Source organism: Kribbella sp. NBC_00359 (assembly GCF_036097425.1).
Taxonomy (GTDB): domain Bacteria; phylum Actinomycetota; class Actinomycetes; order Propionibacteriales; family Kribbellaceae; genus Kribbella.
The window spans coordinates 1,897,264-1,918,100 of record NZ_CP107975.1; the positions used below are offsets into that span (position 1 = coordinate 1,897,264).

Annotated in this window: 19 protein-coding genes; all 19 read right to left on the reverse strand. The window is 69.0% G+C overall.

Annotated elements, in window-relative coordinates:
* Positions 1–1,103: 1,103 nt before the first annotated feature.
* Complete coding sequence (locus tag OG876_RS09245) at positions 1,104–1,784, reverse strand: glycerophosphodiester phosphodiesterase (protein WP_328524373.1); 681 nt, start codon at positions 1,782–1,784, stop codon at positions 1,104–1,106.
* Positions 1,781–3,103 carry an ABC transporter substrate-binding protein gene (locus OG876_RS09250; RefSeq protein WP_328524374.1) on the reverse strand — a complete coding sequence of 441 codons (1,323 nt, stop codon included), beginning with the start codon at positions 3,101–3,103 and terminating at the stop codon, positions 1,781–1,783. The genes OG876_RS09245 and OG876_RS09250 overlap by 4 nt, the downstream gene beginning before the upstream one ends.
* The gene (locus OG876_RS09255; protein ID WP_328524375.1) at positions 3,100–3,912 is read right to left on the reverse strand and encodes a carbohydrate ABC transporter permease; all 813 of its coding nucleotides are present in this window, start codon (positions 3,910–3,912) and stop codon (positions 3,100–3,102) included. Before OG876_RS09255 ends, OG876_RS09250 begins: the two co-directional genes overlap by 4 nt.
* A complete protein-coding gene (locus tag OG876_RS09260; RefSeq protein WP_328524376.1) occupies positions 3,909–4,859 on the reverse strand; it encodes a carbohydrate ABC transporter permease in 951 nt (316 codons plus the stop codon). The genes OG876_RS09255 and OG876_RS09260 overlap by 4 nt, the downstream gene beginning before the upstream one ends.
* The gene (locus OG876_RS09265; protein WP_328524377.1) at positions 4,856–5,668 is read right to left on the reverse strand and encodes an inositol monophosphatase family protein; all 813 of its coding nucleotides are present in this window, start codon (positions 5,666–5,668) and stop codon (positions 4,856–4,858) included. Before OG876_RS09265 ends, OG876_RS09260 begins: the two co-directional genes overlap by 4 nt.
* A 41-nt stretch (positions 5,669–5,709) precedes the next feature.
* On the reverse strand, positions 5,710–7,110 hold the full coding sequence (locus tag OG876_RS09270) for an MFS transporter (RefSeq protein WP_328524378.1): 1,401 nt from the start codon (positions 7,108–7,110) through the stop codon (positions 5,710–5,712).
* On the reverse strand, positions 7,107–7,538 hold the full coding sequence (locus tag OG876_RS09275; protein WP_328524379.1) for a MarR family winged helix-turn-helix transcriptional regulator: 432 nt from the start codon (positions 7,536–7,538) through the stop codon (positions 7,107–7,109). The genes OG876_RS09270 and OG876_RS09275 overlap by 4 nt, the downstream gene beginning before the upstream one ends.
* Before the next feature lie 118 nt (positions 7,539–7,656).
* Positions 7,657–8,676: a 2-hydroxyacid dehydrogenase gene (locus OG876_RS09280; RefSeq protein ID WP_328524380.1), complete on the reverse strand. Its 1,020-nt coding sequence runs from the start codon at positions 8,674–8,676 to the stop codon at positions 7,657–7,659.
* A gap of 27 nt (positions 8,677–8,703) precedes the next feature.
* The gene (locus OG876_RS09285) at positions 8,704–10,164 is read right to left on the reverse strand and encodes an FGGY-family carbohydrate kinase (RefSeq protein ID WP_328524381.1); all 1,461 of its coding nucleotides are present in this window, start codon (positions 10,162–10,164) and stop codon (positions 8,704–8,706) included.
* Between the two features lie 74 nt (positions 10,165–10,238).
* Entirely contained in the window at positions 10,239–11,039 is an 801-nt protein-coding gene (locus OG876_RS09290; RefSeq protein WP_328524382.1) for a DeoR/GlpR family DNA-binding transcription regulator, read from the reverse strand.
* Complete coding sequence (locus OG876_RS09295) at positions 11,036–11,653, reverse strand: histidine phosphatase family protein (RefSeq protein ID WP_328524383.1); 618 nt, start codon at positions 11,651–11,653, stop codon at positions 11,036–11,038. Before OG876_RS09295 ends, OG876_RS09290 begins: the two co-directional genes overlap by 4 nt.
* Positions 11,650–13,017 carry an FGGY-family carbohydrate kinase gene (locus OG876_RS09300; RefSeq protein ID WP_328524384.1) on the reverse strand — a complete coding sequence of 456 codons (1,368 nt, stop codon included), beginning with the start codon at positions 13,015–13,017 and terminating at the stop codon, positions 11,650–11,652. The genes OG876_RS09295 and OG876_RS09300 overlap by 4 nt, the downstream gene beginning before the upstream one ends.
* A 421-nt stretch (positions 13,018–13,438) precedes the next feature.
* A complete protein-coding gene (locus tag OG876_RS09305) occupies positions 13,439–13,672 on the reverse strand; it encodes a hypothetical protein (RefSeq protein ID WP_328524385.1) in 234 nt (77 codons plus the stop codon).
* A 289-nt stretch (positions 13,673–13,961) separates the two neighbouring features.
* Positions 13,962–14,579, reverse strand: coding sequence for an excalibur calcium-binding domain-containing protein (locus OG876_RS09310; protein ID WP_328524386.1), 618 nt, complete (start codon positions 14,577–14,579; stop codon positions 13,962–13,964).
* 46 nt (positions 14,580–14,625) lie between these two features.
* Entirely contained in the window at positions 14,626–17,301 is a 2,676-nt protein-coding gene (locus OG876_RS09315; RefSeq protein WP_328524387.1) for a hypothetical protein, read from the reverse strand.
* Between the two features lie 9 nt (positions 17,302–17,310).
* On the reverse strand, positions 17,311–17,559 hold the full coding sequence (locus tag OG876_RS09320; RefSeq protein WP_328524388.1) for a hypothetical protein: 249 nt from the start codon (positions 17,557–17,559) through the stop codon (positions 17,311–17,313).
* 114 nt (positions 17,560–17,673) lie between these two features.
* A complete protein-coding gene (locus OG876_RS09325; RefSeq protein WP_328524389.1) occupies positions 17,674–18,501 on the reverse strand; it encodes a carbohydrate ABC transporter permease in 828 nt (275 codons plus the stop codon).
* Positions 18,498–19,430: a carbohydrate ABC transporter permease gene (locus OG876_RS09330; protein ID WP_328524390.1), complete on the reverse strand. Its 933-nt coding sequence runs from the start codon at positions 19,428–19,430 to the stop codon at positions 18,498–18,500. Before OG876_RS09330 ends, OG876_RS09325 begins: the two co-directional genes overlap by 4 nt.
* Positions 19,427–20,710 carry an ABC transporter substrate-binding protein gene (locus tag OG876_RS09335; protein ID WP_328524391.1) on the reverse strand — a complete coding sequence of 428 codons (1,284 nt, stop codon included), beginning with the start codon at positions 20,708–20,710 and terminating at the stop codon, positions 19,427–19,429. The genes OG876_RS09330 and OG876_RS09335 overlap by 4 nt, the downstream gene beginning before the upstream one ends.
* Positions 20,711–20,837 lie beyond the last annotated feature (127 nt).

Here is a 20,837-nt window from a genome sequence, read left to right on the forward strand (position 1 = left end):
ACCACGTCCGTACGCGCGGCACCCCCACGATGCGGATCTGGTGCACAAAGTCGATCAGACCCAAGCGCGGGGCCGGCGGCGAGGCGCGGGGTTGGGTTAGGGCGGGGCGGGCGCGGGGGCGGGCGCCGCCGGGGCGGGGCTTGGGGCGCGACTCGGCGCAGTTTGTGCACTACGTCCGTACGCGCGCCACCCCAGGGTGCGGACCTGGTGCACAAAGTTGACCGGGCCCGAACGCGGGGCGAGCGGCGAGGCCCGGGGGCCGAGTTGAGTTAGGGCCGGCGGGGGCGGGGCTCGGACGTGTGGGCGGGCAGGCCCCGACTTGGGCGGGTCGCCGAGGCGGGGCTCGGACGAGACCGGCGCACCTTGTGCACCACGTCGTACGCGCGTCACCCCACAACGCGGATCTGTGCACAAGGACAACCAGGCCCGAACGCAGGGGCCGCGCGGGCGCCGGGTCGCGGGCGGCGGCCGAGGGCGCGCGGCTCCGGGGGCCGGGGGGCTCGGGCTGCCCGTCGCCGGGGGCGGCGCTCGGACGCGCGGGGCCGGGGGTCGGGCGTGCCTTGACGCAGTTTGTGCACCACGTCCGTACGCGCGGCACCCCACGATGCGGACCTCGTGCACAAAGTCAGCCAGGCCCGAGTGCGTGGAGCAGGCGTGCGCCAGGTCGCAGGCGGCGAGGCCGCGCGGCTCCGGGGGGCGTGCCTCGGCGCACTTTGTGCACCGCGTCCGTACGCGCGGCACCTCCAGGGTGCGGATCTGGTGCACAAGGTCGACCAGGCCCGAACGCGGGGGCGGGCTGCGAGGCGCGCGGGTTGAGTTAGGCCGGCGGGCGGGCCCTGGCGCGTGGACGGGCGGGCGCCGGGTCGCGGGCGGGGAGCCCGTCGCCGGGGCCAGATCACCGGGGCGGGGCTCGGGTGGGACTCGGCGCACTTTGTGCACCGCGTCCGTACGCGCGGCACCCCCGCGGTGCGGATCTGGTGCACAAAGTCGACCAGGCCCGAAACCGGGAGTGGGGCGGGCGCGGGGCGCACGGCGTGGGCGCGGGTGGGTTGGGTTGGGCGGCGGGCGCCGGGGGGCCGGGGCGGGGCTCGGGCAGCGGGGGGTTAGGGGTGGGGTGGGGTTAGGAGGTGGGGGTTGTCTGTGGTTATGCCGTTGACGGCGAGGGTGACCGCTTGGGTCAGGGTTTGCTGGTCGGGGACGGGCCAGGCGGTGACGTCCAGGCCGGCGGAGTGGAGGGTGGCGACGGTTTCTGGGGTTAGGCCGGCTATGGCGCAGAGGGCTGTGCCGGCGTCGGCTTCTCGGGTGAGGGCGATGAGCTCGGCGGCGGGCGGCGTGCGGCCGAAGATCCGGCCGGTCGCCGCGGCTGGGAAGGCACGGCGAACGGCCAGCAGGATCTCGGGGTGGAACGACGTCACCAGCGTCCGGTCGGCCAGCGACGGATCCGCCTTCAGCGTCTGTGCCAGCAGCGGTACGGCGTCCGCCGCCTTCACCTCGGCCTGGAAGCGGACGTCGATCTCAGCCACCGTCTCCGCCCAGGTCGGCACCACCTCACCGAGTCCCGCGTCGAGCGACCGCAGGTCGTCGTACGACATCGCCGCGACCTCCCCCGATCCGGACGTCGTCCGGTCGACAGTCGCGTCGTGCAGGATCACGAGCTCACCGTCGGCGGTCACGCGAAGATCGAGCTCGATCTCGTCGCATCCGTCGGCAACCGCGCGCCGAAACGACCGCAACGTGTTCTCCGGCTCGGTGCCCAGCGCACCGCGATGGCCGGTGATGATCACAGGACCTTCTCCTCGTAGAGACGTTTGACTTCGGCGCCGATCGCGTCGAGCCGGCCGGCGACCGAGGCGAACACCTTCTTGGGGGCGGCGTTGTCGGCGTAGATCTGCTGCAGGGCGGTGTAGATGACGACGTTCGCGTTGCGGCCGTAGAGGCGGATCGCGTCCTGCTGGCGGGCATTCGCGAGCTGGGCGATCGCGACTCCGTAGTTCGGCTTCTCCGCGATCAGCTTCTTCAGCTCGGGGTCTTCGCGGGCCGCGTTCACCACCGGCAGATAGCCGGTCTGGGTCGTCCAGAAGGCCGAGTTCTCCGGCCGGGCAAGGAAAGCGAGGAACGTGGCGGCGGCCTGCTTGCGTTCGGTGGAGATGTTCCGCAGCATCCCGATCCCGCCACCACCGGTGGCGAGCCCGGAGGCCACCTCGGACGGGATGAATCCGGCTCCGACCTTGAACTTCGCCTTGCTGGAGATGGTCTTCATGCCGCCGGTCGATTCCTGGATGACACCGACCAGCCCGTTGGCGAAGTCCGTGCTCGGGCTGCTGGCCATGTAGGCCGCTCCCAGGTCGTGCACCATCTGCCGCTGCCACTCGCCCGCGGCGACCGCGCCGTCCTGGTCGATGGTGACGTCGAGGCCCTTCGAGTACGCGCCGCCGAACTGCCACACGTTGCCCTGGAACTGCCAGTCGCCGTCGATCTTCGCGAAGGCGATCGTCCGCAGCGAACGCCCGCCGGACTCCACCTTGGCGAGCTCCGGCGCCCAGGACCGCAGTTCGCTCCAGGTCCGCGGCGCGCGATCCGGCAGCCCGGCCTTCGCGAACGCGTCCCGGTTGTAGTAGAGGATCGGCGTACTGCGGGCGAACGGAACCGCCCAGCTCTGCCCCTTCACGACGTACTCGCCGAACAGCTTCTGCTGATAGACGGCCGGACCGAAGCCGTCGGTGAAGTAGCCGTTCAGCGGCTCGAGCGCCTCGTTCAGGAAGAAGCGTTCCCACGTGACGTCGGAGAGGATGGCCAGATCCGGCGCCTGCTTGGCGACCAGCGCCGCGGCGACCTTCTGGGCCACGTCGTCGTAGCTGCCCTGGAACTGCACCTCGACGTACACGTCGGCTTGCGAATCGTTGAACTTGGCAACGAGCTTGTCGACCGCCTTGCCATTCGCCCCGCCGTACGACGTCCAGAAGACGACGCGGACGCGGTTCGCGTACTGCTTCGGCACGGATCCGGCCGGCTGCGAGTAGATCGCGTCGACCGAGCGGTAGCCGCAGCCCGCCAGCGTCGCGCCGGCTGCGAGCCCGAGGAACATCCTGCGGTGCATTCTCATCCCTTCAGAGCTCCCTGGGTGATACCGCCGACGATGTAGCGCTGGGCGATCAGGAAGATCAGCAGCATCGGCGCGAGCACCAGCAGGGTGCCGGCCATGATCGTCCCCCAGGCCGCCAGGCCTTCCTCGTCCTTCAGGATCAGCAGGCCGACCGGCAGGGTGCGCATCGAGGCGGAGTTGGTCACGATCAGCGGCCAGACGAAGTTGTTCCACTCCTCGACCGCGGTGATCACGACAACCGTGATCAGCATCGGCTGCGACATCGGCAGGACCACCCGCCACAACGTGCGCAGGTGCCCGGCGCCGTCGACCGCGGCCGCGTCCGTCACCTCCGTCGGCAGGGTGAGGAAGTGCTGCCGCATCAGGAACGTCGCGAACGCCGATCCGATGCCCGGGATGATCAGGCCCGCGTACGTGTTGATCCAGCCGAGTGTTGCCACGGTCAAGTAGTTCGGCAGCAGCGTCACGTGACCGGGCACCATCATCGCGCCGAGCACCAGGAAGAACAGCACCTTCTTGAACGGGAACCGCAGATAGGCGAACGCGTACGCCGTCAGCACGGCGTTCGCGACCTTCAGCACGGTGCCCGCGACGGTGATGATTGTGGAGTTGAGGAAGAACCGATCGAACGGCGCGGCCTTCCAGGCCAGGCTGAAGTTCTCCCAGGTGAAATGCGGCCACCATGCCGGCGGCCATTGATAGATCTCGGACGGTTGCTTGAACGCCGTCGACAACAGCCAGTACAGCGGGCCGAGGAACACGGCCGTCACACCGATCAGTACGACGTACTGGATCGCGCGGACCTTCATCGGTAGTGCACCCGCCTCTCCATCACCCGGGCCTGCACCGCGGTGACGACCAGCAGGATGACGAACATGATGATCGACAGCGTGGCCGCGCGGCCCGCGTTGAACGCTTGGAAGCCCTCGTTGTAGATCGACCAGCTCAGCGTGGTGGTGGCATCACCAGGGCCACCGCCGGTCATCACCGCGATCACGTCGAAGGCCTGGAAGGTGCCGATCACCGTGGTGATCAGCAGGAAGAAGGTGATCGGGGCAAGCAACGGGAGCTTGATCGCGCGGAACCGGGTCCACGTCGAGGCACCGTCGATCGCGGCGGCCTCGTCGAGATCCTTCGGCAGTCCTTGCAGACCGGCCAGGTAGATCAGCGCGGCGAAGCCGACGTTCTTCCACAGGTAGACGATGACGAGGCCCGGCAACGCCCAGTCGGAGTTGTTCATCCAGTCCGGCGGCTCGGCGCCGAACGGCTCGATCAGCGCCCGCATCAGCCCGTAACCGGGGTCGAAGATGAAAGCCCAGATGGTCGCGACCGCAGCGCCGGACAGAACGTGCGGTGCGAACGCGATCGTCCGGACCGCACCGCGGCCCTTCAGCGGCAGGTTGAACAGGAAGGCGAGCGCCAGTCCGATCACCAGGCTGCCGACCACGATCAGGCCGGTGAACACGATGGTGATCCACAGCGTCTTGTGGAACGCCGGGTCGGTCAGCGTGCGGCCGTAGTTCGCCAGCCCGACGAAGGTCGGCCGGGCCGCGATCATGTTCCAGTCGGTCAGGCTGAGGAAGGCGTTGTAGATGATCGGCCAGTACGCGAAGACCGCGATCACCAGCAGGTTCGGCGCCACCAGCAGGGCGAACAGCCCGTACTCGCGGCGACGCCGGCGCCGTCTGTGGTCGACACCGGCGGCCAGCCGGCGCTCGTCCGGATGAGTCCGGACCGGCAGGTCCAGTGTGGTCACACCGACCTCCTCAGGGTTGATGGGGCGAGTAGTTCGACAAGGGCGACGGCCAGCGCGGGCGCGGCCGCCAAGATGCCGTTCGGGAGCGCGGTCCCGGGTCCGCCGATGGTGGCGGCGCCGGCCTCGCGCGCGATCAGCGCTCCGGCGGCGATGTCCCAGGGCTGGATCACGTGCTCGTAGTACGCGTCCGCCGTACCGTCGGCGACCGCGCACAAGTCGAGCGCGGCCGAGCCGCCACGCCGTACATCTCGTACGGCGGGCAGCACGCGGCGGAGGTGGTCAGCCTGTTCGGCCCGACGCTCCGCGAGGTACGAGAATCCGGTGCTCACCAGAGCGGCTGCGAGTCCGACCTCTCGTGGTGGTCCGAGTACGACGCCGTCGCGGCGTGCACCGCCGCCACGGATCGCGGACCAGGTCATGCCGGTCCGAGGCTGGTGGACGACGCCGGCCAAGGCACCGGCTTCGTCCTGCACGGCGATGGAGACACACCAGTCGAGGCGGCCGTAGAGGTAGTTCACCGTGCCGTCGAGCGGGTCGATCACCCAGGTGAGGCCGGTGTCGGACGGGCGGGTGGCGCCTTCCTCGCTGAGCAGGCCGTCGCCGGGCCGGGCCGCAGTGAGACCATCGGTGATCAGCTTCTCGGACGCGCGGTCAGCCGCGCTGACCGGGTCGCTGGCGGAGGTCTTGGTCTCGACATCGGGTGCGTCGATCGAGAGTCTCTGCTGGCGGGCCAGCAGTTCTTCACCAGCCGCGGTCGCCAGCGTCGCGGCCAGCGCGCACAGGTCGGCGAGTGGCGGGATGTTCAACACGCCGGTGAAATTATCACCGTTCTATGGTGTCGTATAGATGATCAGTGTGAATTTCTCACGAAAATCACATCACCGAGCAGGATGACAGCAATCCCACCGACCAGGAGGCCGAGTCGGTGCAGGCCGGCGTCGCTGGCCGGGCCGGCGAAGACCAGCGCGATCGCGGCCGACGCCAGATTGGCACCGACGTACTGCGAGGTCCGGAACAGCCCGGCCGCGGCACCAGCGGCCTCGGGCGGCGCGGCGCTGTAGACGGCCAACTGGTTGCCGAGTCCGTTGAACCCGTTGGGTACGCCGAGAACCGCGCTGATCAGGACGAGTACGACGATCGGCGTACCGGCGTGGACGCCGAAAGCGAGAGCGGCACCGCCGACCAGAAGGCCGGCCGAGCCGATCACCAGCAGGAGCCGTGGACCGTGGTTGCGGGCGAGTCTGGTGGCGCCGATGACGGTGATCGCCCCGAGGGCCGCGATGGGGAGAACCACCAGGCCGACCTGTGTCGGATCGAGCCCGCGCGCTTGCTCGAGCCAGCCGGGGAGGCCGTAGAAGATCGCGTAGAACGCGACATACGTGAGCATCGTGCGGAGGTAGCCGAGGGAGAGCGGTGCACTGCGGGCGAGGAGCCGGACGTCGACGAACGGGGTGGCGGCCCGCCGTTCCCACAGGACGAACAGCACGGCGACCGGGACTGCTACCGCCAGCAACCACCACGTCGGCCGGCCAGTGAGCGAAAGCAGGACCAGCATCATCGCGGTCATCGCCAGGGTGAACAGGAACAGGCCGGCCAGGTCGATCTCACGCCACAACTTGCGGCCGTCGTCGGCCGGTCGCGGCGGGTCGGCCGGCACGAGGCGCAGGACGAAGAAGCCGGCGATCGCGGACACCGGCAGGTTGACCAGGAAGATCGCCTGCCAGTCGAAGGTGCCGACCAGGAAGCCGCCGACGCTCGGACCGAGGGCGGCGGACGTCTGGGCGAAGACCGAGATCAGTCCGAGTGCGCCGACCGCGGAGGCCTTACGCCGGTCGGCAATCCGGCGGATCATCGCGACGCCGGAGGGGAACTGCGCGCCCGTCCCGATGCCGAGCAGCACCCGCGCCGCGATCAGCCAGCCGAGACTCGGCGCGAGCGGAGCCAGCGCGGAGACCAGAGCCACCAGTCCGAGCCCGGCCAGGAACACGCGCCGCGCACCGAGAAGATCGGCCAGCCGCCCAGCGGTCGGCGCGGAGATCGCGGTCGCGAGATAGAGCCCGGACACCAGCCATTGAGTCTCGGTGCCGGCGTGAAAGGCGGTCCCGATTGCCACCAGGGCAACCGCGATCATCGACGAGTTGAGCGGCTGCAGGAGCGTGCCCAACCCCACCGAGGCCGCATACTTCGCCGGCAGCCCAGGCTGTGCCTGAACCTCCTCGGCAGCGCGCGACTCTTCGACAGCCTTCGTCATTCGTGGACCTCGGAGAGTTTGTCCATCAGGCCGGCGGCCAGCCGGAGGAGCTCTCGCTCGGTGGGGGTCAGGGTGCTCGCCATCGCCTGGGCGAGGAAGGTGTCGCGGCGGCGGCGGTCCTCGCGGACGAGGGTGGTGCCGGCCGGGGTGATCTTCAGCAGCACCTGGCGTCGGTCGGTCGGATTATCAGTACGGCTGATGAGTTCGGTGGCGACCAGGTCGGCGGTCGCGCGCATCATCGTCTGTGGGGTGACGCGCTCGGCGGCAGCCAGGTCGGCGTTCGTCATCGGGCCCTCGCGCTCGAGCCATCCCAGCACGTTCAGCTGGGAATAGCTCAGCTCCCCCTCGGGTCGCTCCTGACGCAGCCGGCGGACCAGCCGGAACAGGCTGGTGCGGATCTCGTGGGCAGCGGCATCGGACGAGCTCATACCATCAGCTTAGCTGATGATCTCAATCGTCGTCGTCATCGTTCCGCAGCCGCACTCCGGTGACCCCGTCCAGATCGTCGAGCGCGAGCACCAGGTGCTGCACGCCTGGGTGTGCTGGCTACGCCGAGACCAGTCCCACGGGGTCCTTCCCGGTGAGATACGCGGCGACTGCCTCGGCGGCGATCGAGCCGGCGCGGTGAGCGGTCTGCCGGGTCGCGCCCGCCAGGTGCGGCGTCATCACCACATTGGGAGCGGTCAGCAACCGTGACCCCGCCGGGACCGGCTCGGCCGGGAACACGTCGAAGGCGGCCGCACCCAGCTGACCGGATTCCAGCGCGTCCACAGTCGCGTCGTAGTCGAGCAGCCCGCCGCGCGCGGTGTTCACGAGTACGGCGCCTCGCGGCATCAACGCGATCTGGTCGGCGCCGATCAGGCCGCGGGTCTGGTCGGTCAGCCGGGCGTGCAGGCTGACCACATCGGACCGTCGCAGCAGGTCGTCGAGCTCGACCAGTTCGATGCCTTCGGGAGCCTCGTCGATGTAGGGATCGGCCACCAGAACCTGCGCGCCGAAGGCAAGCATCACCCGGGCGACTCGCTGCCCGATCGCGCCGTACCCGATCAGTCCGACCGTCGATCCGTCCAGTTCCCGGCCGCATTCGTCGTACGCGTAGAGGTCGCTGCGCCACTCGCCCTGCTCGAGCGTTCGCTGCAATCGTGGCAGGTTGCGCAGGGCACCCATCGTCAGGGCGACCGCATGCTCGGCAGCCGCGACCGCGTTGCGGCCGGGGGTGGACGCGACCATGATCCCGCGTTTGGTTGCCGCGGGCACGTTCACGTTCACCGGTCCGCCGCGGCACACGACCAGGAACCGCAGCTCCGGTGCGGAGTCCAGCACCCGCTCGGTGAACGGGCCCATCTGAGTGATCGCCAGTTCGACCCCGTCCAGCGCATCGATGAGCTGGTCCTCGGCGTCGCTCGCCTCGTCCACCTCCGCCACCCGCCCGTATGGCGTCAGCGGCCAGGGCAGCGTGATCTCGCGGAAGTCGAAGGTGACTCCGCGGATGGTGGACAGTGCCGAGGCGAGCAGGTCGTTGCGAACGAAGTGGTCGCCGGCGAGCAATGTCTTGACGGTTCTCATCGAACTCCTGAATGAAGGCGGTGCGGGTCAGCGCTGCTGGTCGAAGGTCGGTGCGGGGTCGGACCAGCGCGGGCGGGCCGCCTCGATCCGGCCTAGGTAGTGGGTGTAACCCTCGGCATAGAACGCCGCGCGGGCCGGGTCGGGATCGACCTGGCGGGTCTCCGCGATCCACTCCGGTCCGGCGCTGTCCGGATCGATCGCGCGGCGCGCGCAGATCACCGCGCCGCGGGCGGCGACCTGCTCGGCCTCGGCCGTGTGCAGCGGCGCATTCAGCACGTCCGCGAGGATCTGGGTCCATTCCCGGCTGCGGGCACCGCCGCCGCAGACGGTCACCCGGCCGGTCCACCCGGCCGCCTCCAGACAGTGGCGAGCGGCGTACGCGATCCCTTCGCAGGTCGCACGGACCACGTCAGCCGCCGTCGTGGACAGCGAGATCCCGTCGATCGTGCCGCGCGCCCGGGTGTCCACGAACGGCGCACGCTCGCCGGCTTCGGAAAGGTAGGGAAGAACCGTCACGCCCTGTGCGCCGACCGGGCTCTCCGCGAGCAGTTCGGGCAAGCGGTCCGTGCCGGCACCGACGAGGGCGAGCACCCGATCGAGTGCCGCCGTACCGACCATCGCGGGCATCGCCCGGAGCCAGACTCCGGGAGTCCAGGTGCCAAGGAACAACCCTGCGGGCTCGCCGTCCACGGGGAGCTCGCGCGTCACCACTTGGCAGGCAAGCGTCGTACCGACGGTCAGGAGAGCATCGCCGGGCCTGGAGACACCGGCGCCGGCGGCTGCGGCCGGGAGGTCGTACGGACCGGCTGAGACCCTGGTCCCGCGGGCCATTCCGGTCGAGTCGTCGCGCAGCTCACCGACTGGTCCGGCCGGCTCCACCGGTGCGAGCAGGTGCTTCAGCTCCGAGAGACCGGTCGCCTTCAGCGCCTCGTCGTCGTACTGATTCGTCCGTGGGTCGAGGAACGGCGCGGATGCGTCCGACACATCCGTCGCGCGAACGCCGGTGAGCTGCTGCATCACGACGTCCTTGCAGTACGCCGCTGTCCCGGCGCGACCGATGACGTCAGGCTCTTCCGCGAGTACGGCGGCCAGCAGCGGACCGGAGGCGCCCGGGAACATCCGGTTGCCGGATCGGCGGAACACCCGCTCGGCGACACCGTCGGTGGTCCAGCGATCGAGGATCGCACTGCTCCGCGCGTCCAGCCACGAGATCGCCGGGCGGACCGCCGTACCGGCCGGATCGACCAGCCACAGGCCGTCGCCCTGCGCGGTGATGGCCAGGACGCCGGGCCGGTCCCCCACGGTCCCAGCCAGCTCACCGACCACCTCGTTGACCGAGGCAACGATCTCCGCGGTCTCGTGCTCGAACCGCCCGATCCCGGGCCGCACCAGCCTGGTCGGCCGGGATGCCTCGGCCACCGGCCGCCCGTCGCCGTCGAACGCGACAGCCTTGGTGACGGTGGTCCCGACGTCGACTCCGACGTCCATGCGTACCCCTCCTTACCACTCCAGCTCAGGTGTCCTTCGGTCAATTGAAGGAAGGAAAACTGAGCTGGAAGGATTCATAGTTTGGCAACCTCCACGGTGGCGCCGTGGTCGCGCAGCGGGGTGATCAGGTCTTCCGGGGTCTTCTCATCGACGACCACGATGTCGAAGTCGGTCAGTGGGGCGAGCCGGTGCAGGGCGGTGCGCTGCAGCTTCGCGTGGTCGACCAGCAGCACCTTGGTCCGCGCCGACCGCAGCATCGCCCGCTTCACCAGGACGATCTCCTCCTCCTGGTGGAACGCGTGCGTCGGCGACACCGCGGAGACCGAGCAGAACAGCAGGTCGGTGTGCAGCGCCTCGACCGCCTCCGCGCACGGCATCCCGCCGAACGAGTCGTGCGTCGCGGAGTAGATCCCGCCGAGGGCGACGAGCGTGATGTCCCGGAGCTGGGTCAACTTGCTGATCGCCGGCAGGAAGTTCGTTGCCACAGTCAACGGAGTGATGTCCTCGAAGAGGTCGACCAGGGCCAGCGCGCTGGTCGAGTCGTCGAGCATCACCGACATGCCGGGCTCGATCATCGCGCGGGCATGCCGGGCCAGCGCGGCCTTCTCGGCGGTCGCGGTGTTCAGCCGATAGGCCACATTGCTCTCGAACACGCTGGTCGGCTGCGCGCTGACGCCGCCGCGGTACTTGCGTACCACGCCCTGGCGCTCGAGCTCGTCGAGGTCGCGGTGCACCGTCATCACGCTCACCCCGAACGCCTCGACCAGATCGTTGGCCGAGACCGAACCGTGCTTGACGACGTAGGCCGCGATCTCAGCTTGCCGGCGCGCGGGACGGCTCAGTTCGGTGGTGTCACCGTCGACATCCGATGTCATGCCAGGGTCTCCATTCGCACTGCGGGAAGGTTGTACGCCTCGAGACCCACTGTGCCGTCCTCCCACCGGAAACGCACCAACGCCGCGGGGCCGAGTGCAGGTAGCAGTCTGCGGTAGTCGTTCAGCCGCAGTCCGAGCGCCCTGCACACGAGCAGCCGCAGGAGGGTGTTGTGCGCGACGACGAGCACCTTCTGACCGTCGTGCCTCCGCGCGATCTCCTGGAAGACCTCGTGCACGCGATCGGCGGCGTCGGCGGGATGCTCACCGCCCGGGAAGTGGTCGCGCACCGGATCCAGCTGGAACGCCTTGGCCACGGCCGGCGGGAGTTCGCCGAGCATCTTGCCCTCGGCCGAGCCGAAGTCGACCTCGCGCAGCCGCGCATCCAGCGTCGGCTCGAGCTTCAACGCCTCGGCCGTCGGCGCGATGCTCTGCCGGGCCCGCAGCATCGGGGAGCACCAGAGCGCGTCGGGCGCGTAATCGGTGGCCCACTCCTTGAGTTGCTGCGCCTGTCGTACGCCGACCTCGTCGATCGGGAGGTCCGTCGAACCGGTGTACCGGTTGCCGTGATGCCAGGCGGTCCGGCCATGGCGGGCCAGGACGATCGTGGTCCTCATCCGCGGTACCCCCGGCGGTCCAGCTCGGCGACGAACTCGCCGTACAGGTCGTCGAGCGGCTGTTCGCGCGGCTCGAGGATGCGGTCCACGCGGACCATCCTGCGCGCGGTCGCGGTGACCTCGGTCCCGGCCGAGGCAGCGAGGACGGCCATGCCGTACGCCGGATCCGGGACGGCCGGGAGCTCCACCGGTACGCCGAGGACGTCGGAGCGGAGCTGATTCCAGTAGCCGCTGCGCGTCGCTCCACCCGTCAACGACACGGATCGGACCGGGTCGGCGCCGAGCTTCTCGAGGTGCTCGAAGGCGAGGCGCTCGATGAAGGCGACTCCTTGCAGGACGGCGGCGTACGTGTGCAGGTCGTCCGGGGTGGCGCCGAGGGTGAAGCGCTCGGCCCGCGGCGCGACGAAGGGGAAGCGTTCGCCGGCCTTGGCGAGCGGGTAGGTGACGGCGTCGATCGGGCCCAGTGCGCGGGCGGCCTGGTCCAGCGCGTCGAGGTCTGCGCCGGGCAGGAGCTCGGTGAGTACGCCGGCCCCTGTGCTGGACGCTCCGCCGGGGAGCCAGCCGCCGTCGGGGTGGCGGTGGCTGTAGACGGCACCGGTCGGGTCGTCGAGGAGGTCTTTGCTGACGCCCTTGAGGACGAGCGTCGTACCGAGGACCGAGTTCCACGCGCCGGGGGCGAGGGCGCCGGCGGCGATCTGGGCGGCGCAGCCGTCGGTCATGCCGGCGTAGACGGGGACGCCGGCCGAGGTGCGGCCGAGCTCGGTGCCGGGAAGGACGACGTCGGGGAAGGCGCTGATCGGCAGACCGAGCTTCTCGAAGGCGGCGGTCGGCCAGGTGTCGGCGATCAGGTCGTAGCCGGTCTTGAGGGCGTGACTGGTGTCGGTGGCGACCGGGTGACCGACCAGGTGGGCCGCAACGAAGTCGGCGCTGTGGACGACGCGATGGTTGGCGAGGTCGTAACCGTCTGCTATGAGCGCAAGGATCTTGGGGAGAGCCCAGGTGGGCTGCATGGCGGTCGACCAGCGCTCCGGATCGGCGTCCACGATGCGGTCACGACGGTCGGCCGCGCGGGCGTCGTCGTACATGAGCGCGGGGGTGACCGGGCGGCCGCTCAAGTCGGTGAGGAGGAACGTGCCGGAGGTGGAGCAGATGGAGATGCCTTCGATCCTGCCTTGGGTCACCTCGGCCAGCACTCCGTCGACCGCGTCGAGCCAGGCCTGTGGGTCCTGCTCGTGCCGTACGCCGTCGCGGTGGCTCGTCAGCGGGCGGGTCGCGCGCGCCAGGACAGTGCCGTCGGCGTCGGCCACCACGGCACGCACGCTCTGCGTACCAAGGTCGACGCCGATCCAGCCGGGTCCTGCCACGATCACGCCTCCAGGTCGGGTGTTATCTGCATTGATAACATAACACCAGAAGGCGATAAGAACGCGCCACTCCACGTCCGAACTCGGTCACCCCACCACCCCGACCCTCCCTGAAGGCGGCTCCCGCTGGGCCCACCCCAGAGCCCGCCGAAAGCCGGGGGCCTCGGACAGCAACCGGAGCCCCACGACAGGTTATTTCCTGTTCAAGGCCCACGGGAACCCACCCACGCCCGACTCGGCCTAAGCCCGGCAACTCCACGGACGGCGGCCCACCGACTCGGTGGCTTCGCGGACGGCGGACGCAACGCGGCTCCCGCAGCCGGAGGCGTGCGGGAGCCGAGTACTCCCGGCGACTGCGCTCAGCCGACAGGAGAGGTATGGGAGCCGCACCCAGAGGGGCCGGGCTGCGGCTCGACGGGTGTCAGGAGTGCATCAGGACCAGGGCGGGGTCGGCGGTGGCGAGGTCCAGGCGGCCGGCGTCGATGGCTCCGTAGGCGCCGATCGGGCCGCTGGACCGACGGCCGTTGCGGTTGACCCAGAAGCCCCAACCGGCCGGCGCGTCCGGCCACTCGGGGTCGGGCTCCCAGCCGGCAGGTGGGCGCCAGGTATCACTCGGCGGCTCCGGCCAGTCGGGCGGCGGATTGAATCGGTACACGAGCGGTCCCTCCGGATTCCCCAGCGATCCGCTGATCGCGAACTGTCTGACAGATCAACGACCTGGCGCGCCGAACGTCACGGCTAAATCTTCGTAAAGTTTCGCCCGGTGCACGGTCACCTATCAGACCACCGGCACCGGTCGGCGGCAACCATCCGCTCACCAGGCGGACTGCACGTGCATCGGCATCCGCAGTCGTTGCCTTGTCCACAGATTCCGTTGCCTTGTCCACAGCCGAAGCGCGAGTTATCCACAGATTCACCGGTGATTACAGAGTGTCGTCGAAACGTCACTCGCACGCCACGCCGTCATGGTCGCGATCCAGGTGTGAGTCGTAGCCCGGATCCCCTGCGTACAAAGGCGCTTTGCCGGCCGCCCGCACCGCCGAGCAGTTCGCGTAGTACGCCGCTGCCGGGGGTGCTGTCGTCTTCTTCGGCTTGACGGCCTGGGGCAATTGCACGAGCGGCAGAGGTTCCGTCACCGTGGTAGTTGCCTGCGGCGCCTTGATCGTCACGGTCCGCGCCGGCAGCGGGGGCTGCGTGATCGTTGCCGTCGGCCCGGGAACCGTCTGCCGCACCGTGACGGTCGTGGTCGGCCCGGCGACCGTCACGGCAGGCCCAGGGACCGACGAAGCGGCAGTCGACGCCTCGCTGCCGCCACCACCGATCGCCGCCAGGATGATGAGGAACGCCGTCCCGCCGGCCACCCAGCCCGCGACCAGTTTCAGCAGCGGCTCAGCGCCGTACCGGCCACTTGGGCCGCGGGAGCGGAGGCCGCGCACGTTCAGCCAGAAGGACCAGCCGGGAGGTGCCGGCGGCCAGGACGGGTGGGGCTGCCAGCCCGCTGGTGGTTGCCAGTCGAGCGTCGGCGGCGCAGGCCAGCCCGGTGGTGAGTTGAATGTCGCCATGATGAGTTCCCCCTCGGGGGTTACATCCAGTCACCGTGACGGAGTGTTACAGGTCGGCCAGCCGGGCGGCGACGCGGTGGTGATCGGTGAGGGACTGGGTCAGCGCGTAGCCGAGGGCTCGATAGGCCTCGAAATCCCACTCGTCGTAGAACTGGTCGCCCGTGGTCCGGCGCGGGAAGTCCGAGTGCTCGACGGCGTACTGCTCGAGATCCCACCCGAGTTGACCGGCCAGCACCGCCTTCACGAAGAAGATCTCGGTCTTGTACTGCTTCTCCTCGCCGTCCTTCAGCGGATGCGTCGCGATGCCGTACGTCCAGGCCCGGTCGGCGCGCGGCTTCGATCCGCGGATCATCGGTGCCGGGTCGATGTCGATCTGGATGCCGTGGTCCATCCGCGCGGTCGCGATCGCCTCCGCCAGCGCGGTGAACCGGTCCTCGGCGTCGTTCGACGCGTCGATCACGATCACCTGGGCCGGCTTGCGGCGGAGCGCCTCGACCAGCCCGAGATTGTCGTAGTGACCACCGTCGGTCACGTAGATCCGCCGTTCGTACATCGACGGCGACCCGACCGCCTCGTGCAGCAGCCGGTACGGGCCGGGCTTGTCGATCACGCTGCCGATGTAGCGCCGGACCTTCGGCACGAAGCCGTGCTGCTCGGGGAAGGCGGGCTCCGCGCGGTTGTTCCAGTACGGGTTCGGCAGCCACACACCCAGGCGGGCATTGAGTACGGCGAGCAGCAGCCGGACCGGCCTGGTCCGGCCGTTCACCCGGCCGGTGAGTGGGCTGAGCGCCGCGCCGCTGATCGCCATCGCCGCCGGCACCGTCACCTCGCGCTTCAGTACGTCGGCCTCGCGCTCGTAATCGTCCGTCGTCCGGCGCCCACCGTCGGGCAGCGACCGGTCCCCCACGATCCCGATCTGCTTGGCATCGAAGATGAACGGGACGCAGTCCCGCTCGGTCGGCACGAAGTCCGGGTCGTCGACGTTCGCGACCCCGGCGATGACGAGTTGCGGACCGCCGTTGACCGGCTTCGCCCACTCGGAGTACCGCAGGCGCAGGTGGTAGTCGAGTGCGACCGCGGCGCCGTTGTCCTTGCGCGTCACCAGGAACGCGCGCGACAGCCGCTCCCGGTAGAAGGAGTGCAGCGACGTCCGGTTCGCATCGGTGAGCACCTTGATCGCCAGCGCGATCGCGGCCAGGACCAACGCGACGTTCCAGTCCTCCTGATAGGAACGGTCGGTCGCGTAGCCGCCGGTCCAGCGCAGCAACACGATGACCGCGGCAACGATGATGATCGCGCTCCCAACCCAGGGCGCCAGCTTGGTCCGTGCGAACGCGAGCAACCGGGCCCGCATCCCGGGGGCCGACTTGCCCTCGACGGCGAGCCCGTTCCACACCGCTTTGCCGAGCCCGATCAGTACGACGACCAGCGTGCTGAACGCTGCGAGCCCCTGCTTGGTTGGGTCGACCAACGCCAGCAAGGCGGACGGCAGACTCGGCTGATCGGACGAGTCACCAGGCAGTTTCCCCAAGAGATAAAGGCCTCCCGGTACGCCGAGGAGCAGCACCGCAACGGGTACGCCGTACCGGAGGGTGACGTTCCCGATCGTCGTCAGGACCGTGCGGACCGCGTCCGGCATCCGGGCCCAGCGATCCCAGACCTTCTCGATCACGAACATCGCGGCGCTGACCGCGAGCAGGCCGACCGACAGGCCGACGAAGAACCACGAGTCGTTCGGCCGCCAGTCGACCCGGATCTCGGAGTACCCGGGCAGGATCACCTGCTGGTCGGCCAGGAACCAGCCGAGCACCCAGGCGATCGCACGGAGCATGATCCCGATCAGCAACAGGTTGACGACCAGACCGAACAGCACCGACAGCGCCGCGCGGAACATCGCCCGGCCGCCCGACAACAGGTAGCGGGTCTGCCGGCGAAGCCTCGCCAGCTCCGGTGAGCCGGGTGAGAACGGGTCGGTGCAGGTCCGCCGCAGGACGTGGAAGGCCGCCGCCATGTAGCCGCCGCCGCTGACGCCGATCACCGTCGAGGCCTTGTCGTACAGGCCTCGCTCCCGCAGGAGTTGCAACGCGCCGAGACAGAACGACGCGGACCGGATGCCGCCGCCAGAGCACGCGATCACGAGCCGGCCGGAATCCTTGCCGTCGTCCGTCGGCCGCTTGAACGTGGCCGGTGGGTCGAGCCGGACGCCGTACAGCTTCCGCTGGCCGAGCCGGCTCGTGGCGAACAAGGAAACCGCGAGTACGAGCGCTCCGGCCAGGGCGACCGCCCGCATCAGCCAGGTCAACCAGCCCGTCGAGAGATCGGTGCACGCGCCGGTCGACGCGCCGAACTCACTCCACAGCCGGACGTCTTCGACCACATCGAGCCCGGCCGCGCCGAAGACCAGCCACGAGCCGATCGTCGCGATCCCCAGCCAGGATTCACGATTGAGCAAGGACTGACGGGTGAGGAACTTGACGTACTTGTAGGCCCGGAACGCCGCGTAGACGTAGGCCATGATGAACATCGCGTCGACCAGCAGCGACAGCCGGCCGGGCACCTCGCACGCGATGGCCGAGCCGGCCGCGTCGTGGACCGCGGCCCGCATCGGCCACTGGACCACCGCGAGGATGAGCGCGAGTTGGAGTGTCGTGGTGAAGGTCCGGCGCCGGCCGACCTGCTCGATCGTGGCGTTGCCTGTCGTGCCGTCCGATTCCCCGAGCATCGCCCTATGCTAGGCGGCCGCGGTTCCACCGCGGGCCGGGATCTCGCTGATCCGGCGGGGAAGAGTGCCCGCGGCAATCGCCTGGTCCAGTGCCGCGAGCTGGGCGCACGCGGCGGTGATGGCCTCGGCCTGCGTGCGGCAGCCGTCGGCGTACCAGTAGGGATCGTCGGGCTGGCGATCGTCCGCGTCATCGATGTCGGCGTACCAGCAGTCGCGCCCCTGACATCGATAGTGCACGACCCGGACCTTGAGCTTCATGTGCGGTACGACGCCCGCCGGGGAGTCCCGGTTCCGGCCCGAACGGCGACAAGAACCCAGCCTCCACCAGCACCGTGATCAGCTTGGAACGCATCGAGATCTCCTGAGAACGGGCTATCCCTTCAGGCCGGACGAGAAGCCGCGGATGACGTAGCGCTGGAGGATCAGGAACACCACCAGGATCGGTAGGGCCGCGAGCACCAGGCCGGCCGCGACGAGTCCGTAGTCGGAGGTGTACTCGTTGACGAAGGCAAACACTCGGACCGGAACCGTCTCCCGGCCGGAGCCGCCGAGATACAGCAGCGGGGTGAAGAAGTCGTTCCAGATGTGGACCGCGTTGAGGATCAGCACGGTCCCGGTGATCGGCCGCAGCAGCGGGAAGATCACGTGGCCGAAGGCCTGCAGATGCGAGGCGCCGTCGATCAGCGCCGCGTTGGTGTAGTCGGCCGGCAACGACCGGATGAATCCGGTATAGAGGAACACCGTGAACGGCAGCTGGATCCCCGTGTAGAAGAGGATCATGCCCTGGTACGTCCCGAGCAGGCCCAGGTCGTTGACCAGCTGATACAGCGGGATCATCCCGAGCTGGAACGGCAGGATGATGCCGACCAGGAACAGGATGTAGAGGCTGTAGCTCAGCCGGGACGCCGTCCGGGCCAGGAAGTACGCCGCCAGCGACCCGAGCACGATCAGGATCAGGACACTCGACACGGTGATCAGCGTGCTGTTGAGCAGCGCGGATCCCAGTGAGGCCGACTGCCAAGCCTTCGAGAAGCTGCCGACGGACGGCGGGTCGGGCAGTGACAGCGGCTTGTTCGCGATCTGTTCCGGATCCTTGAAGGCCAAGGTCACCAGCGCATAGACCGGGAAGAGGAATGCGACCGCGGCCGCGATCATGACGACCTCGCGGACCAGGGTCCGGGGCCGGTAGCCGGTCCTCATGCCGTCGTCTCCCTCGAGCGCAGATACCCGATCTGGATGAAAGACACCGCCGCCACGAAGATCGCCAGGACCAGCGCGACCGCGGTGCTGTAGCCGAACTTCCCGTACACGAAGGCCTGCTTGTACAGCACGGTCGACAAGGTGTCGGTGGCGTACCCGGGCCCGCCGTTCGTCATCGCGATGATCTGGGTGAACAACGTCAGGCCGCCGACCGTCGACAACATCACGTTGATCGTCACCGCGGGGGCGAGCAGTGGCCAGGTGATGTGCCGGAATCGCGCGACCGTCCCGGCGCCGTCCACCATCGCGGACTCGTGCAGCTCCTGCGGAACGCCTTCCAAACCGGCCAGGAAGATCACCATCGAGTAGCCGGCGCATTGCCAGATCACTGTGAAGGCGACCGACCAGATCGCCAGTGACGGGTTCCCGAGCCAGTCCTGCCGCAACGAACCGAGACCGATCGCATCGAGTGCGGCGTTGAGTCCCGCGTCCGGCGCGGGGTTGTAGACGTACTTCCAGAGGAACGACACCATCACCGGGCTGACCACGACCGGCGCGAAGAACACCACCCGCAGGACCATCCGGCTCTTGATGCCGGTGTGTACCCCGAGCGCGAGCAGCAGCCCGATCCCGTTCTGCACAACGACGATCGCGATGGTCAGGAACAGCGTGTTGCGCAACGCGCCGAGCGCCTGGTCGTCGTGGAAGAGCTGCTTGAAGTTCTCCAGCCCGACGAAGGAGCGCGACTCGCCGACCCCTGACCAGTCGGTGAACGCCGAACCCGCGCCGACGATGCTCGGGTAGAGCATCACCAGCGCGTAGACGACCAGGGCGGGAGCGGCGAACAGCCAGGGCGGCGTGATACCACCCCGGCGACGCCGCGATACTTCCACGGCGTCGCGGCGTACCGCCTCTGCGGTGATGGTCATGCGGACTTCCGGTAGGCCTCGTCCATCTTCTTGAGAGCGCCGTCGACCGTGGTCTTGCCGCCGAGCAGCTCCTGGACGACGGCGAAGTGGGTGGGCTGTACTTCGGCGTTCGGCCAGCGCTGATCCATGAACGGAACGGCCTTGTTGTCCTTGAGGTACGGCAGGAACGGCGTCAGCACCGGGTCGACCTTCGCGTCGCCATCGGAGTACAACGGGACGCATGCGACCGCCTCGGCCCACGCGTTCACGGTCTCCGGCTGACCGCAGTACTCGATGAACTTCTTCGCCTGCTCGGCCTTCTTGCTCTTCGCGCTGACCGCGATGCCGACCACCACGCCGCCGGGAATCCAGTTGTCGGCGGCAACATCCGTCGCCGGGAACGGGAACATGCCGAGGTCGTCCGGTGCCGGCGACGCCTCGCGGAACGCCTGCAGCACCGCGGACACCTGGACGGCCATCGCGGCCTTGCCGGTGCCGACCATCGAGGTGGCCTGCTCGTACGTCGTACCGTTCGGGTTGTCGTTGAAGAAGCCGCGCTTCTGCAGTTCCAGGTACTTCGTCATCGCGTCGGCCCAGCCGGAGTCCGCGAACGACGCGTTGCCGGCGATCATCTTGTCGTCGAAGTCGGGTGTCTTGGCGTAGACCGTGCCCGGGACCAGCGCATAGTCGATCAGCTGGGTCACCCACGGCGTCTGCGCGCCGAGTGCGATCGGGACGATGCCCTTCTTCTTCAGCTTGTCGCAGACGGTGAGCAGCTCCGACCAGGTGGTCGGCGGCTCGACGCCGGCGGTGGCGAACGCCTTCTTGTTGTAGATCGCGCCGAGGACGCTGGTGCCGGGCGAGAAGATGTAGGTCTTGCCGTCCTGCCCGAACGCGCCCTTGAAGCCGGTCGGGACCTTCTGGGTCCAGGGCTGGTCGCTGAGGTCGGCGAGCAGGTTCGCCTTGCTCAGCTGGACCATCGACATCGCGCTGCCGTTGCCCGGGTAGACCGCGTGCAGGTCGGGCGCGTTGCCCGCCGCGAGCTGGGCGCGGAGCGCGGTCTGCAGCTGGTCGGCGGGTGAGAACGAGAGATTGAAGTCGAAGTCCGAGTGCGCCTTCTTGTAGTCGTCGAGTGCCTTGCGCAGACCGGCTTCCTGGCTGCCGGCGCCGATCACCTTCAGCTGACCGCCGGACGACGCCGAGCCGCTGTTGCCGCCGCAGGCTGCCAGCGTGCCGACAGCTGCGGCGCCACCCATCAGCTGCAGGAGCCGCCTTCGGCTGACGGACTGATCGAGTGTCATGGATCCTCCTGAGCGTGGAACGCTGAGATACCGCCGGGAGATGTGAAGTAACCGCAGGATGGTGTTACTTTTGACACGCGGGACGCTACGGACGCCCCCGGAGGGTGTCAAGACCTCATTGAAAGGA